Below are 15,675 nucleotides of genomic sequence, written 5' to 3'. Positions count from 1 at the left end.
ATACTTCGTAATATACAAAAACTTCTTTCTTCCTTGTCTACTTTCCCTCCTTGTCCTCCAAGTCTCACCTCCACTAGCATCTTATGTAAAAAACCTACCCTTGTGAGGCCCCTCCCCCTCCCAGGAGGGGAGTAGGGGAGTAGGGAAGTAGGGGAGAATTTTTTTGCCCAACTATGCGCTAAAAATGCTAACTTTTTGAGCATGAAGAGCTGAAAACCATGTACTTTTTCAATACCTAAAAAATCTAAAACCTTTATCTGGTAATTATTTGAGATTTAATCAGCAAACCCTAAATAGACATCTCCTCCAAAAGAGGGAATAGGGAATAGGGAAGTTATATCATGTCCGGATAATTAGTGATAAAGAAACTTTCTCTTTTTTCTCCTGTTCTTCCTCCTTCCTTCTTCTTTTTTCCCTCCTGACTCCTGAGTCCTCCATTGTTATTTATTTTATAACTGTTCAACCGGACATAATATTACTTATGCAAAAAGTCTATTGATATGATTAATTTTAATTATGGAATAGTGTAAACTAAATAAATACCAGGTCATCTATCAAATGTTATCTAAACATTATTAAACATTAAAATTTGCTCAATAAAACATGATTATTAAATTTGTTTATTCATCAAAGGGAAGGGTGTAAACGTTATGCTGACAAGTGTAGAGCGTCTTTTATTTATTAGAGCTGTGCCAATTTTTAGAGAATTAAGAGATGATTTCTTAGTACGTTTAGCTTCTGTTATGGATGAGCTATCTTTTCCTAATAGTCATAGTATTTTTACTGAAGGGCAAGAGGGAAGGTCTCTTTATATCGTGGTATCTGGTAAAGTTAAAGTTCATTTGGCAGACCGGGAGTTAGCAAGGTTAGAACAAGGAGCTTGTTTTGGTGAAATGTCTTTGTTTGATGCTGAACCTCGTTCTGCTTCTGTAACTACTTTAGAAATTTGTGAGTGTTTGATGTTAACTCAAATGCAACTTTATGATGCAATTGATGAAACACCGGATATTGCTATTAATATTATTCGTTTGTTGTCTCGTCGTATTCGTGAACTTAATCAAAAACTTAATGCCAGAGAAAATAATATGGCTAATACTAAGGTAGCCGAGTTTCGTTAGTTCACCAAAATATTCAGTAAATTGGTTTTGTCTAAGCAAAACCAACATAGTTTTTAGCATACTATTTATTCTGCGCGTAGCGCTAGGGAATAGGGAATAGGGAATTGGGAATTGGAAATAGGGAATAGGGAATTGGGAATTGGAAATAGGGAATAGGGAATTGGGAATAGGGAATTGGGAATTGGGAATAGGAAATAGGGAATTGGGAATAGGGAATTGGGAATTGGGAATTGGGAATAGGAAATAGGGAATTGGGAATAGGAAATAGGGAATTGGGAATAGAATTATAAAGATGCCCTAACCAATTCTTGTAGTGCTATAGTATACAAGCTAGACAGGGAATGTCATTTCAGTTATCAGTTATCAGTTATCAGTACCTCTAGTTGTTTGCGAAGCATGACCTAGGAAAGCATTGGGATTGAAATAAGGAATATTCTCTTTTTTATCCCCTTAAAAGGGGAGGCTTTAGAACACAATTTTTCGGTAAATATCGAAAATAATGACTAGAATAGACGAAAAATAAATGGATAACGATAAGGTTTATTAGGATTATTCATTACATTGAGAATGGCAATAATTGGCATAACAAAACTAATAATTGCTAACAAAACTAATAAAGGAATGCCAATAAGCAACGGGATTAATATACTAAATATAATAGCGTAAATATAAATGTTAATATGAAAATTCCAAGATTCTTTAGCATTAGTTTTGACAACTGAATCATTAGTGAAGAGTAAAATAGCTATTGGTATCCCTATAGATACAATAGTTGTACTCAAGAAAATTGCTCCATGACATAATACTGATAGAATTTTTCTTTTGTCAGCATCCATTAAATATTTCTCCTGATTCAAATTAGATATAGCAGGGAACAGGGAACAGTGGGAAAAATATTTGCTCTCATAAGGATCATTATTAGCATAAGCCCGCGCCCTACCGATATTTGTTTTTTCAAGCCAAAAAAGAATAGGCATAGGCCAGTAATTTAGTGGTTATGAAATTGACTTACAGCAGTTTTCTAGTTGATGAGGTACAAAGTTTTATGGCTCTAGGGAATAGGGAATAGGGAATAGGGAACACTTAACTGGGAACAGGAAATATAAGAATAGTCCTACAAGTGTACCTCACTATCCTCAAAAGTGCTGTAAGTCTAATTAGGGCTTGCTGATTAAATATCAAAGCATTTACAGGTAAAGGTTTTAACCTTTTTTAGAACCGAAAAAAGTGCGCCTGTTTCAGCTCTTCACGCTCATGCATGGAGCGTATTTTAGGTGCATAGTTGTGCAGAACAATCTTGGGACAATTCTTAACTACTACCTCCTCGCTCCCGATCCATTTCTCCTGTCTCCTGTCTCCTGTCTCCTGTCTCCTACCCTCACCCATAAGACTTTTGAGCGCAAACCCTAATTATAACTCTGTTATAGCAGGGAATAGGGAATAGGGAATAGGGAACAGTTGGAAAAATACTTTCTAGTCTAAGATTTGTCATTAGTCTATATCCTAAGCAATTCTTTATTTAGCTATATCTAGGACTTGCTGATTAAATCTAAAAGCATTGACAGATAAAGGTTGAGCGCATTTTTTGGTCTAAAAAAGTGCCAGCTTTTCAGCTCAAAAAGCTCATGCATGCTAGTATTTTGGGACGATTAGACATCTCCTCCAAATGAGGGAGTAGGGAGTAGGGAGTAGGGAGTAGTGGGAAAGAATTGATAATTTCTTTACGATAGTTGATTTTATTTTTTATTATTGGAGATGTCTATTATGGCAGAAAAATCATTCTTACAATTCTTACTCCTACCTCTTCTAAATTCCCGTTTCTCCTGTCTTCCCCTCCCCTCCTGGGAGGGGCTAGGGGTGGGTTGTCTCCTACCCCTACTAAAAGACTTTTGAGCGCAAACCCTATTTATTTTGTTTTCTGGCGGATAGGAATTTCAATTAAAAATTCTGTTCCTTGTTTTGGTGTAGAAATACAATTGAGTTTACCCTGATGCTTTTCAACAATAATTTGATAACTAACGGATAATCCTAAACCAGTACCACTGCCTACAGGTTTTGTAGTAAAGAATGGGTCAAATATTTTCTGACTAACTATTTCTGTCATACCCATACCATTATCAGAAATTATAATTGCTATTTGTCCAGAAGATACAACTTTTGTCGCAATATTAATAGTTGGTAAATTTTCCTGAGTGTCTAAATTAGTATTTAATTTTTTACTTCTTTTATTTCGCTTTTCTGCTAAGGCATCAATAGCATTGGAAATAATATTCATAAATACTTGATTTATCTGACTAACATAACATTCTATGTTTGGTAAGGAGTCATAATTTTTAATGATTTGAATAGCTTGTTCCTCTGGTTTTTCTCTCAGTTTATTTCCTAAAATAAGGAGAGTGCTTTCAATTCCTTCGTGAATATCTACAATTTTGACTTCAGATTCATCTAAGCGAGAAAAATTACGCAAAGACAAAATTATGGCATAAATACGGTCAGATCCTACTTTCATAGAATTCAAAATTTTTGGTAAATCTTCAATCAAAAAATCGAGTTCTACAGCTTCTATTTGTTCTTGAATAACTGTAGGTGGGTGAGAATAATTTTTCTGATAGAGATGAATTAAACTTAGTAGGTCTTGAGTATACTGACTAGCATAATTAATGTTAGCAGAAATAAAGTTAATCGGATTATTAATTTCATGGGCAATACCAGCGACTATTTGTCCTAAAGAAGACATTTTTTCAGTTTGAATAAGTTGTGCCTGAGCTTGTTGCAATTTTTGTAAAGTTTTGGATAATTCGTGAGCTTGTTCTCTAGCTTGAAGGGCAACTTCTCGACTATGATTATATAGTTCGGCTTGATCGATAGCTATTGCTAATTGGTTTGTGACTCCTTTTAAAAGTTCTACCTCACTATCATGCCATTGACGAATAGAGGTATGATTTCCACAAACTAAAACTCCTATCTGACCTGACTGAGTTTTAATTGGTATGGACAATAAAGAAATTAGACCTAGACGAAGTATAAAATCCCGCATTTTTGTGTCAGAGACAAGACTTATATTATCAACCCTAATAATTTCTAATTGCCAAAATTTGAATGCCCAAGAACCTACTTTTTCTGTTGTATATCTACCAAGTAAACTAGGAAGTTCTTCTACTTTTGATTCATTGACAATTTCCCAATAATCATTTTGATTATTGTTAGTTTTATCTACATTGAAACTATTAGCAAAACGATGCCAAATAAAATGACAACGTTCTACTTTGAATAGAGTGCGAACTTGATAGACTGTAGTGTTTAATATAGTATCAAGATCGAGAGAGTTACGAATTTGATTTGCTAAACGATTAAGTAGTTCTTCATGGCGAGCAATTTGTCGAAATTTAGACTCTGATTCCAGCAGTTTTTGTTGAGCTTGCTTACTGTCTGTAACATCTAAACCTAAAGAGATTATACCAAACACTTCATTGGCATCATCTTTTATTTTAACTTTCATTATTTCTAAATAATGCTGTTTTTTATCAACAAAAGTAAATGTTTCTTCACTATGATATTTTGTATCATTTTTCCAGTAAATAGTATCATAATTATGAATAGTTTCAGCTTCTTTTTTTGTTAAAAATTGATTGTAATTTTCGACATTGAAAAACTTGGATTCAGCAATACCGAGATTTTCACATAATGTTTGATTGACAAACTGCATTTTGCCATTGATGTTAGTCATCCAAATCCAAATTGGTGCATTATCAAGAATTGCTCTTAAAGTCTTTTGTTGCTCATTTAATTTTTCTTGTGCTTTAATACGTTCGGTAATATCTTCAGAAGTGCCAAGAATACCGATTATTTCACCTCCTTGATTCTGAAGGGGAACTTTATTTGTCTCTACCCATATTTGTTGACCTTGCAAAGTTTGTTGAGTTTCAATTCTTTGGTATAAAGGAGTATTATAATCTATGACTTGTTGGTCTGTTTTACGATAATGTTCAGCTTCTTCTTGAGTCCAAAATAAATCATAATCTGTCTTGCCAACTATTTCTAATGGTGATTTAAGACCAGCTTTCTTGGCAAAAGTATAATTACAACCTTGATAGATTAAATCTTGATTCTTCCAAAAAATTGATTGTGGAATAGTATTAATAATTAATTGCAGTTTTTGTTGAGATAGTTGTAATTCTTCCTGGACTTTTATTCTACTCTTAATTTCTAACTTTAATTTATTGTTAATTGCCTCTAGTTCTGCAAGAATAGAAAGTTCTAATAACTTGGGTATTAATGGTGCTAATGTAACTGCTGTTAATACTGATATTACTGCAGTTATTGCTTTAATTAAACCTGATAGCCAATAGACGGGATACCAGAGAGTCCAAATTGCTATGAAGTGAGTCATTCCACAGGCAATAATAAATGCACTAAACAAGAAAAATATTTCTGGATAAGGTACATTCTGTCGCTTCTGAATGAAATAAATTAAAGAAATAGGGATGGAAAAATAAGCTAAGAAAATGAACAAATCTGATAATAAATGAAGCCATACTAATCCTGACTGCCAAAGATAACAATGTCCGTGAGGAATATAGTTTCCTGTACTCCAAATATTTGATAAAAACTCCATATAACTTGCCTCTGTTTATAAATCATTTAATTATTTAGTTTTAAATTGTTTAATATTCCCTTGATTCTATTTATTTGTTTTTTATTTTAAGGTGATCTATATAGTAGTTTTAGCATGGATTATATGATTATTATAAATATATCAATATTATAGTCTAGATAAATAGAAAATACAGCAGACTCCGTACTAATGAGGTAAAACTGACGATCTGGAATATTTTTTGTCTATTCCCATTCCCTGTTCCCTAAAACAATAAACGTAAGTACCTCATAACAACGGGAAGTGCTGTATATAATATAATTAACTTTACGCATATTTTAGGAGTTAAACTAAAGAATGTCCATTGAAATTGAAACCGAATTGCAAACAGCCGTAGATAAACGGCGTAATTTTGCGATTATTTCCCATCCTGATGCGGGTAAAACTACTCTCACAGAAAAACTTTTATTGTACGGAGGTGCTATTCACGAAGCTGGTGCAGTAAAGGCTAAAAGAGCGCAACGTCATGCTACTTCTGACTGGATGGAAATGGAACAACAACGGGGTATTTCTATTACCTCAACTGTTTTACAATTTGAATATCAAAACTGTCAAATTAACCTCTTAGATACTCCTGGACACCAAGATTTTAGTGAAGATACATATAGAACTTTAGCTGCAGCAGATAACGCTGTAATGTTAGAAGATTCTGCTAAGGGTTTAGAACCTCAAACTCGCAAATTATTTGAAGTATGTAAAATGCGAAAACTACCCATTTTTACATTTTTTAATAAGATGGATAGACCAGGAAGAGAACCTTTAGAACTTTTGGATGAAATAGAAAAGGAATTAGGTTTAAAAACATATCCTGTCAATTGGCCTATAGGTATGGGCGATCGCTTTAAGGGAGTTTTTGATAGGAGAAAGAAACAAATTCATCTGTTTGAACGTAGCGTTCATGGTAGTAAAGCTGCAAGAAATACAGTAGTAAGTTTGGGCGATCCTCGCATCGAAGAATTACTGGAGCAAGACCTTTATTATCAACTTAAAGAAGATATAGAATTGCTGGAAGAATTAGGTTCTGATTTAGATTTAGAAGAGATACATAAAGGTGAAATGACACCTGTATTTTTTGGCAGTGCTATGACTAATTTTGGGGTGCAATTATTCTTAGATGCTTTTTTAGAATATGCTCTAAAACCGGGTATTCATAAAAGTACAGTAGGTGAAGTTTCTCCTACTTATCCAAATTTCACTGGATTTGTGTTTAAATTGCAGGCTAATATGGACCCGAAACACCGAGATAGGGTGGCTTTTATTCGGGTTTGCACGGGAAGATTTGAAAAAGATATGACTGTTAGTCATGCTAGAACAGGTAAAACAGTTCGATTATCTCGCCCGCAAAAGTTATTTGCTCAAGATAGAGATTCTATTGAAATTGCTTATCCCGGAGATATAATTGGTTTAAATAATCCAGGGGTATTTGCTATAGGAGATACTATTTATAATGGCAAAAAATTAGAGTATGAAGGTATCCCTTGTTTTTCACCAGAAATATTTGCTTATTTAAGAAATCCTAATCCTTCTAAATTTAAGCAATTTCGCAAAGGAGTTAATGAGTTACGAGAGGAGGGTGCTGTACAAATTATGTACTCTACAGATGAGGCAAAAAGAGACCCTATTTTAGCTGCTGTTGGGCAACTTCAATTGGAGGTTGTTCAGTTCCGAATGCAAAATGAATATGGAGTTGAAACTAATTTGGAAATGTTGCCTTTTACTGTGGCGCGTTGGGTTAATTCTGGTTGGGATGTACTGCGACAAGTTGGTAGGTTATTTAATACTGTGGCTGTAAAAGATAGCTGGGGACGACCTGTTTTATTGTTCAAAAATGAGTGGAATTGTCAACAGGTAGAATCTGAACATCCAGAGTTAAATTTGAATACTACAGCACCAGTTGTTTCTGGTCAGGAACCGGAGTCTTTATAAGCAGAAGAAAGAAGGAGGAAGAAGGAAGGAAGAAGGAAGGAAGAAGGAAGGAAGAAGGAAAGAAGAAGGCAGAAGGCAGAAGGCAGAAGAGCTTCAATATTAAAAGGAAATTTTCAACTCTATTTTTGATAGATAGCTACCTATTTTCAATTTTGTTAAAATAATTCAAGGAAGGAGGGAAAAAGTAATCAGAAATAAGGAATTGAATGTCGCAATAATCATTTCATCTCCTGAAGCACTAAAAAGTGAGTTTGAAGCAAAACTAATTTCTGCTCTGTGTTGCGTATGTGGCAATAGTCATTTCATTTTCTGAAGCACTAAAAAGTGAGTCTGAGGTCAAACTAATTTCTGCTCTGTGTTGCGTATGTGGCAATAGTCATTTCATTTTCTGAAGCACTAAAAAGTGAGTCTGAGGTCAAACTAATTTCTGCTCTCTGTTGCCTATGTCGCAATAGTCATTTCATTTTCTGAAGCACTAAAAAGTGAGTCTGAGGTCAAACTAATTTCTGCTCTCTGTTGCGTATGTGGCAATAGTCATTTCATTTTCTGAAGCACTCAAAAGTGAGTTTGAAGTAAAACTAATTTCTGCTCTCTGTTGCGTATGTGGCAATAGTCATTTCATTTTCTGAAGCACTCAAAAGTGAGTTTGAAGTAAAACTAATTTCTGCTCTCTGTTGCGTATGTGGCAATAGTCATTTCATTTTCTGAAGCACTCAAAAGTGAGTTTGAAGTAAAACTAATTTCTGCTCTCTGTTGCGTATGTGGCAATAGTCATTTCATTTTCTGAAGCACTAAAAAGTGAGTTTGAAGCAAAACTAATTTCTGCTCTCTGTTGCCTATGTGGCAATAGTCATTTCATTTTCTGAAGCACTAAAAAGTGAGTTTGAAGTAAAACTAATTTCTGCTCTCTGTTGCCTATGTGGCAATAGTCATTTCATTTTCTGAAGCACTAAAAAGTGAGTCTGAAGCAAAACTAATTTCTGCTCTGTGTTGCCTATGTCGCAATAGTCATTTCATTTTCTGAAGCACTAAAAAGTGAGTCTGAAGCAAAACTAATTTCTGCTCTCTGTTGCGTATGTGGCAATAGTCATTTCATTTTCTGAAGCACTAAAAAGTGAGTCTGAGGTCAAACTAATTTCTGCTCTCTGTTGCCTATGTCGCAATCAATAGCGTTAACAATGGAGAAATGTGTAATTTCTGATTATACAAGTTTAATTTTATTGTAGGCGATCGCCTATGAAAATAAACTAGAATAAATAAAAAAATCTGACTAATTTACCAAACAATGATTAGTAAAATAGCATTAGCTGTCGCTATATTACCCATTCTCATACTGAATAATTCAATGATTGCCATTGCCTTTACTGCTTCTATAACACCTAATATATTGGTTCAAAAAAAGACACCAGAAAATCTAGCTGCTAAAGCATTATATTACGCAGAAAATGCTTCGACCTTCGGCAACCATCCTGAATATCAAAAAGAATTGAACAAGGCTAAAAAATTAATTTTATCACTACCAAATTCTGAAGCAAAACAAAACTTAATCCGTGCATTAGCTATTCATATTGTTGTTGATTACTTATTTGATTGTGCCAGTAGCGACCTAGACTTTCAAAATCAAAAAGAGTGTACTTTAAACGGACTATTAAAAATCACCGAGATTTCACATTTTGCTAATCAAACAGTTAAGCAAGCAAAAGAAGGAATTCCAGTTAGTATTGATTTCATAACAATAAAGCCAAGATTAATAGAAGATGCCATCAAATGGCGTAAATCTGTATTGCCTAGAATTTAGAATTCTGTATCTCAATGAATAGTGAAAAATTCTATATAGCAAGATGAAATGATTCGTGAAAAAAAGAGTCTAGGGGTTTGGTTTTCAAATCCCATTTTCTCTTAGTTTTGCAGACCAAACCCTGAATAAAAAATACTGAAATATATTTAGAATTTTTATATAGTAATTCCTAAAAAGTGTGAGGTATAAAATTCTAGATTTTAGGAAAAACTTAAGTAGGAATAGGCAATATAATAGAAATAAAAATAGGTGTACTTCCAAGTCGTGAGAGAGGTTATATAGAACCTCTGAAGGTATCTCTAAAAACTTAGACAATACAGAATTACGAACATTTACATTCTCAAAAGCTCCTAAAAAAATCAGCGGGTCAAAAGATTGTCACTACCATTTTCACAAAAATTGTGATATTCTAAGAGTTAAATGGGGTTGTTCGCCTATACGCATGATTTTTTATTCAACTAAGTTTGCTTATACATTCACAAAGTTGTCTCAGGAGCAATACCAGAAATATTTTCATCTTGGAAAGCTTTTGACTTTCAGGAGCTTTACCTACATTTATAGTCACTAGAAAACCATCAATTTTTTTCATATTGCTGATAGCTGAATGCTTAGTCAACTTAAGGTTTTTTATATTCAATGTTCCATCTAAATCATCCGTGAATCCATGTCAAAAATCCGTGTTTTGCCTTCCTTAGTTTCCCGAATTACTACTCCTTATTCTCTCAAACAAAATGTTTCATCTAATCATCCGTGAATCCGTGCCAAAAATCCGTGTTTTGCCTTTCTTATTTCCCAAATTACTACTCCCTAAAACAAACAAAACCACAACAAAATGATAAAAATAATCCATCTTTCAGACATTCATATAGGTAGTGGTTTTTCCCACGGACGCATCAACCCAGAAACAGGTTTAAACACTCGCCTAGAAGACTTTATTTCCAGTCTAAAACGTTGTATAGATAGAGCAATTTCTAAACCAGTCGATTTAGTATTATTCGGTGGAGATGCTTTCCCAGATGCTACTCCCGCGCCATACATAAAACAAGCTTTTTCTCGTGAATTACGTCGTTTAGTAGATGCTCAAATTCCCACAGTATTATTAGTAGGAAATCACGACCAACATTCCCAGGGCCAAGGAGGGGCAAGTTTAGGTATTTATAGTACTTTAGGAGTACCCGGAGTTGTAGTAGGCGATCGCATAGAAACTCACAATATTCAAACTAAAAGTGGTGCTATTCAGATTATTACTTTGCCTTGGTTAACTGCTTCTAGTTTGATGACCAAATCTGAGACTGAAAGTTTATCTATGGGTAAAGTTAATGAGTTATTAATTGAAAAATTGAAGTTAGTATTAGAATCAGAAATTCGCCAATTAAACCCAGAAATTCCGACGGTACTTTTAGCTCATTTAATGGCAGATAGGGCAAGTTTAGGTGCAGAACGTTTTTTAGCTGTAGGTAAGGGTTTTAATATTCCTGTTTCTTTGTTAAATCGTGATTGTTTTGATTATGTAGCTTTAGGTCATGTTCATAAACATCAAAATTTGAATAAGTCTAATAACCCACCAATTATTTATCCGGGAAGTATTGAAAGAGTAGATTTTAGTGAAGAGAAAGAAGAGAAAGGTTTTGTTTTGCTTGAACTAGAAAAAGGTGCAGTTAAATGGGAATTTTGTTCTTTGCCTGTGCGAAATTTTTATACTATTAAAGTTAATGTTTCCGAAGCAGAAAATCCACAAGTTGAATTGTTAAAAGCTATTAGTAAAACTCAGATAAAAGATGCTGTGGTGCGGTTAATTTATCAGTTACGTTCCGAGCAGTTAGATTTGATTGAAAATGGAGTATTACATCAAGCTTTAAGTGAGGCACATACTTATACTATTCAACCAGAATTAGTCAGTCAATTAGCAAGACCCCGTTTACCAGAATTGGCAAAAGGTAATAGTATCGATCCGTTAAAAGCATTAAAAACTTATTTAGAAAGCAGGGAAGATATTCAAGATATTCAGGAAGAAATGTTAGAAGCTGCTGCTAAATTACTATCAGATGGAGTAGATTTATCGGCAGAAAATTCAGAGAGTCAGTTAAGTTTATTTAGCAAATAGCTCTATAATTAATAATTAATAATTAATAATTAATAATTAATAATTAATAATTAGGGCTTGCTGATTAAATCTAAAAGCATTGAAATATAAAGATTTTAGCCTTTTTGGGGTCGAAAAAAGTACCTGATTTTCAGCTCTTCACGCTCAAAAAGTTAGTATTTTAGGCGCATAGTTGGGCAAAAAAATTCAGGGACAAAACTTAGCTCCTAACTTCCTCGCTCATTCCCTTTTCTCCTGTCTCCTGTCTCCCCCTCCTGGGAGGGGTTAGGGGTGGGTTGTCTCCTACCCCAGCAAAAAGACTTTCCATACGCAAACCCTAATTAATAATTGTTGAAATAGCTTCTAAAGCTGAAGGTTAATTGCGATATAGCAGTCAAAGCAAAGAGTGAGGATGCATCAAAAGCTTAAACACAATATTTTTTCCTTCTTATTTCTTCCTTCTTCCTTCTGCTATACAACTGAAAATTGGAGTTAGAAAAAATCATCAAATAATCTTCTAACTAAACAATTCTCAGTTATTCAAATAATTAGGGCTTGCTGATTAAATCTAAAAGTATTTACAAATAAAGGTTTTAGCCTTTTTAACTATCAAAAAGTGCGAGGTTTTAGGTGGTAATGGTTCAATTAGGAGCGGATTTTGGTCAAGAGTTGGGCAGAAAAATTAAGGGACGATTCTTCCTACTATCTCCTCGCTCATTCCCTGTTCTTCCTGTCTCCTGTCTCCTGTCTCCTGTCTCCTAGCCCTACTAAAAGACTTTTGAGCGCAAACCCTAATTATTCATTACTAATTGCTGATAGCTGACTGCTGATAGCTGAATGCTTAAATTAACCAAATCGATATCCAAAACCTCTAACTGTAACAACATACTCTGGTTTACTAGGATTTAACTCTAATTTTTCTCGTAACCAACGAATATGAACATCAACAGTTTTACTATCCCCAATAAAATCTGGCCCCCAAACTTGTTCTAACAATTGTTCACGAGACCAAACTCTGCGTGGATAACTCATAAATAGCTCAAGTAAGCGAAATTGCTTGGGGGAAATTTTCACTTCTTCACCTCTAACAGTTACTCGACACTCTTCTGGATAAAGAGCTATATCCTTATACTGAAGCATAATTGGTTGAGGCAGTTTACCTAGACGTTGGCGACGCATCAGAGACCGACAACGAGCCATAAATTCCCGCATCCCAAAAGGTTTAGTCAAATAATCATCTGCTCCAGCTTCTAAATAAAAAGCACAATTATTCGCACTGCCTCTTGCCCCTAAAATCATAATTGGTATTGAATTGCCTTGATGCCTTAACATCCTGCATATGTCTAGACCATTAATTGAGTCAAGAATTAGAAGATTGAAAGAAGGTTCACTTTCAATGGATGAATAATTCTGAACTGTGGGAATTACACTACGTCCGTCTGGAGCAATAACTACTTCGCAACTTTGTTCTTCTAGAGCTAAGGCTAACATATCCCGAAATAGCTCTTCAGATTCTAATAGCAAAACTTTGCTAGTTATTCTCACGCCAGACTTTAAAAGACTTTCGCTTAGATCGGGGGAAAACATAAATATCGCTTTTGATGTATTTGACAGTAAATCATTAATATTGCCTGAGGTGAAAATTTAGGCGATCGCTAATTTTGTAGCTAATTAACTTAATTAATGTTCAACCATCCAACAGCTAAAAGCACTGGATTTTTTATCCATTGATACAACGCATTCTGACTTTGAAATATTGCTGTTGCTATACTAATAGTAGAAATAGCGGGGCCTGCTCTGTAGTCAGGCCATTGGTTGTTTCTCGGGAAAAGTATCAAGTTAGTAAGCATTGCCCACTTCCATATTGCATTGTTGTGCTGGATACAAAACTTGGATGTCCTTATATTATGTCTAATAAGTTAAACAAAAGTTAACTTAAGGTTATCAAAAGGTTAAATTATTTTTTAATGACAGGCTCTAGCTATCATCAGCCGAAAAATTGGTACATATACAGCACTTACGCACGCATATCAAATTATACACAATCTGCAGGGGCGTTAACGATAGTTATGGGCAAGCTTTCGGCCGTTTGCTGACTTATAGCTCCGATAGGAGGGGTAAAACATCCCCTTTTTGTTCCGGAACAGTTTTTCACCATTGAAATGTCAAGATTGAGAAATTTAGGAGTCAAACATCCCCATTTCTGTTCCGGAACAGTTTTTCACCATTGAAATGTCAAGATTGAGAAATTTAGGAGTCAAACATCCCCCTTTTTGTTCCGGAACAGTTTTTCATCATTGAAATGTCAAGATTGAGAAATTTAGGAGTCAAACATCCCTTTTGTGTTCCGGAACAGTTTTTCACCATTGAAATGTCAAGATTGAGAAATTTAGGAGTCAAACATCCCCCTTTTTGTTCCGGAACAGTTTTTCACCATTGAAATGTCAAGATTGAGAAATTTAGGAGTCAAACATCCCTTTTGTGTTCCGGAACAGTTTTTCATCATTGAAATGTCAAGATTGAGAAATTTAGGAGTCAAACATCCCTTTTGTGTTCCGGAACAGTTTTTCACCATTGAAATGTCAAGATTGAGAAATTTAGGAGTCAAACATCCCTTTTGTGTTCCGGAACAGTTTTTCACCATTGAAATGTCAAGATTGAGAAATTTAGGAGTCAAACATCCCCTTTTTGTTCCGGAACAGTTTTTAACCATTGAAATGTCAAGATTGAGAAATTTAGGGTATATTTAGCATTCAGCATTTCAGCACTTCAGCAGTCAGCTTTGCAAACGCGCAAAGCATTCCGCCATTGAAAGGGAATGAGCTAGAAGTCGGGGACAAACAACCCAAGCTTTTCCGTTCCGGAATGCTCTTCTTGCCAAATACTATTATCGGCTACACTACCTTTTTAGGCTGATAGTTGAAGTGCTAATAGCTTATAGCTAGTTAAAAGGTTAATCCCTATTTAAAGTTAGATTAATTTTCCTACTTATATTTAATATCAAAAGTATAAATAATTAAAAAATGTTACTACAATTAAGTACTTGGTCTGAAGTCGAAACTTATCTGAGTCAATCTCAAGGTATTATTCTGCCAATAGGTTCTACCGAGCAGCATGGACCTACAGGATTAATTGGCACAGATGCTATTTGTGCAGAAGTTATATCTAAGGGTGTGGGAGAAACAGCAGAGGCATTAGTCGGACCGACGATTAATGTAGGTATGGCATTACATCATACTGGTTTCCCAGGTACCATCAGTCTGCGGCCTAGTACGATGATTCAAGTAATTCGTGACTATATAGTTTGTTTAACTAGGTCTGGGTTTACCAAATTTTTCTTGATCAATGGCCATGGAGGAAATATTGCGACTCTGAAGGCTGCCTTCTCAGAAACTTATGCTCATTTGGCCGATCTAAATATTGCCAATGGGGAGTTGGTCAAGTGCAAGGTAGGAAACTGGTTTATGTGTAGCTCAGTTTATAAATTAGCTAAAGAATTATATGGCGATGAGGAAGGTTCTCACGCTACACCTAGTGAAGTAGCTTTAACTCAGTATGTTTACCCAGAAGCTATTAAAGTAGCACCACTTTCAGAGGATGTAGCTAGTGGTTATCCAATATATGGTGCCGCTAATTTTCGTTACCGATATCCAGATGGTCGGATGGGTTCAAACCCTGCATTAGCTACGCCTGAACATGGTAAGCAATTTTATGAGTTGGCAGTAAAGGAACTGAGTAATTCTTACTTGCAATTTATTAATAGTGATTAGAAGGAAGAAGAAAGAAGGAAGAAGGAAGAAGGAAAAAGGAAGAACAGTTTTTCAGCATTAGCGGTCGATCTTCGTAGCTTCCCGTAGGGTGCGATGGCTCCGAAACCTGCGCCATATCCATTAGACCAAGAGAAGAAAAAAAATCCTTTGATTCAATCCTCATTATTTATCAGAACAGGTAATATCATGTCCGGTTGAATAATTAGGGTTTGCTGATTAAATATCAAAGCATTGACTGATATTGGTTTTAGCCTTTTTAGGGTCTAAAAAAGTACACCTGTTTCAGTCTAAAACACTCAAAAAGTTAGTATTTTAGGTGCATAGTT

10 protein-coding genes are annotated in these 15,675 nt (G+C 34.8%); 6 read left to right on the top strand and 4 right to left on the bottom strand.

The features are described from left to right. Positions 1-650: 650 nt before the first annotated feature. On the top strand, positions 651-1,118 hold the full coding sequence (locus tag F6K54_RS24280) for a Crp/Fnr family transcriptional regulator (protein WP_293083054.1): 468 nt from the start codon (positions 651-653) through the stop codon (positions 1,116-1,118). Positions 1,119-1,621: 503 nt separating this feature from the next. On the opposite strand, the gene F6K54_RS24275 is transcribed toward F6K54_RS24280, so the two are convergent. Both F6K54_RS24275 and F6K54_RS24270 read right to left on the bottom strand, forming a co-directional pair. Then, a complete protein-coding gene (locus tag F6K54_RS24275; RefSeq protein WP_366558227.1) occupies positions 1,622-2,095 on the bottom strand; it encodes a DUF4870 domain-containing protein in 474 nt (157 codons plus the stop codon). 929 nt (positions 2,096-3,024) lie between these two features. Further along, on the bottom strand, positions 3,025-5,733 hold the full coding sequence (locus F6K54_RS24270) for a PAS domain S-box protein (protein ID WP_293083051.1): 2,709 nt from the start codon (positions 5,731-5,733) through the stop codon (positions 3,025-3,027). Between the two features lie 336 nt (positions 5,734-6,069). Here F6K54_RS24270 and F6K54_RS24265 point away from each other — a divergent pair, with 336 nt between their 5' ends. The 3 genes from F6K54_RS24265 to F6K54_RS24255 all read left to right on the top strand — a co-directional run bounded on the left by F6K54_RS24265 (position 6,070) and on the right by F6K54_RS24255 (position 11,600). Further along, positions 6,070-7,698 carry a peptide chain release factor 3 gene (locus F6K54_RS24265; RefSeq protein ID WP_293083048.1) on the top strand — a complete coding sequence of 543 codons (1,629 nt, stop codon included), beginning with the start codon at positions 6,070-6,072 and terminating at the stop codon, positions 7,696-7,698. Between the two features lie 1,285 nt (positions 7,699-8,983). After that, entirely contained in the window at positions 8,984-9,496 is a 513-nt protein-coding gene (locus F6K54_RS24260; protein WP_293083045.1) for a hypothetical protein, read from the top strand. An 832-nt stretch (positions 9,497-10,328) separates the two neighbouring features. Then, on the top strand, positions 10,329-11,600 hold the full coding sequence (locus F6K54_RS24255; protein ID WP_293083042.1) for an exonuclease SbcCD subunit D: 1,272 nt from the start codon (positions 10,329-10,331) through the stop codon (positions 11,598-11,600). Between the two features lie 825 nt (positions 11,601-12,425). On the opposite strand, the gene F6K54_RS24250 is transcribed toward F6K54_RS24255, so the two are convergent. Together F6K54_RS24250 and F6K54_RS24245 are read right to left on the bottom strand one after the other, a co-directional pair. Beyond that, on the bottom strand, positions 12,426-13,166 hold the full coding sequence (locus F6K54_RS24250; RefSeq protein ID WP_293083039.1) for a winged helix-turn-helix domain-containing protein: 741 nt from the start codon (positions 13,164-13,166) through the stop codon (positions 12,426-12,428). 89 nt (positions 13,167-13,255) lie between these two features. Next, entirely contained in the window at positions 13,256-13,429 is a 174-nt protein-coding gene (locus F6K54_RS24245) for a hypothetical protein (protein ID WP_202219704.1), read from the bottom strand. Between the two features lie 591 nt (positions 13,430-14,020). Between F6K54_RS24245 and F6K54_RS24240 the strand changes: the two genes are divergently transcribed. After that, positions 14,021-14,329, top strand: coding sequence for a hypothetical protein (locus F6K54_RS24240; protein ID WP_293083032.1), 309 nt, complete (start codon positions 14,021-14,023; stop codon positions 14,327-14,329). Positions 14,330-14,602: 273 nt separating this feature from the next. Next, complete coding sequence (locus F6K54_RS24235; protein WP_293083029.1) at positions 14,603-15,349, top strand: creatininase family protein; 747 nt, start codon at positions 14,603-14,605, stop codon at positions 15,347-15,349. Positions 15,350-15,675: the final 326 nt, after the last annotated feature.

The organism is Okeania sp. SIO3B5 (genome assembly GCF_010692555.1).
Lineage (GTDB): Bacteria > Cyanobacteriota > Cyanobacteriia > Cyanobacteriales > Microcoleaceae > Okeania.
This window is presented reverse-complemented; position numbering and strand designations above follow the sequence as displayed.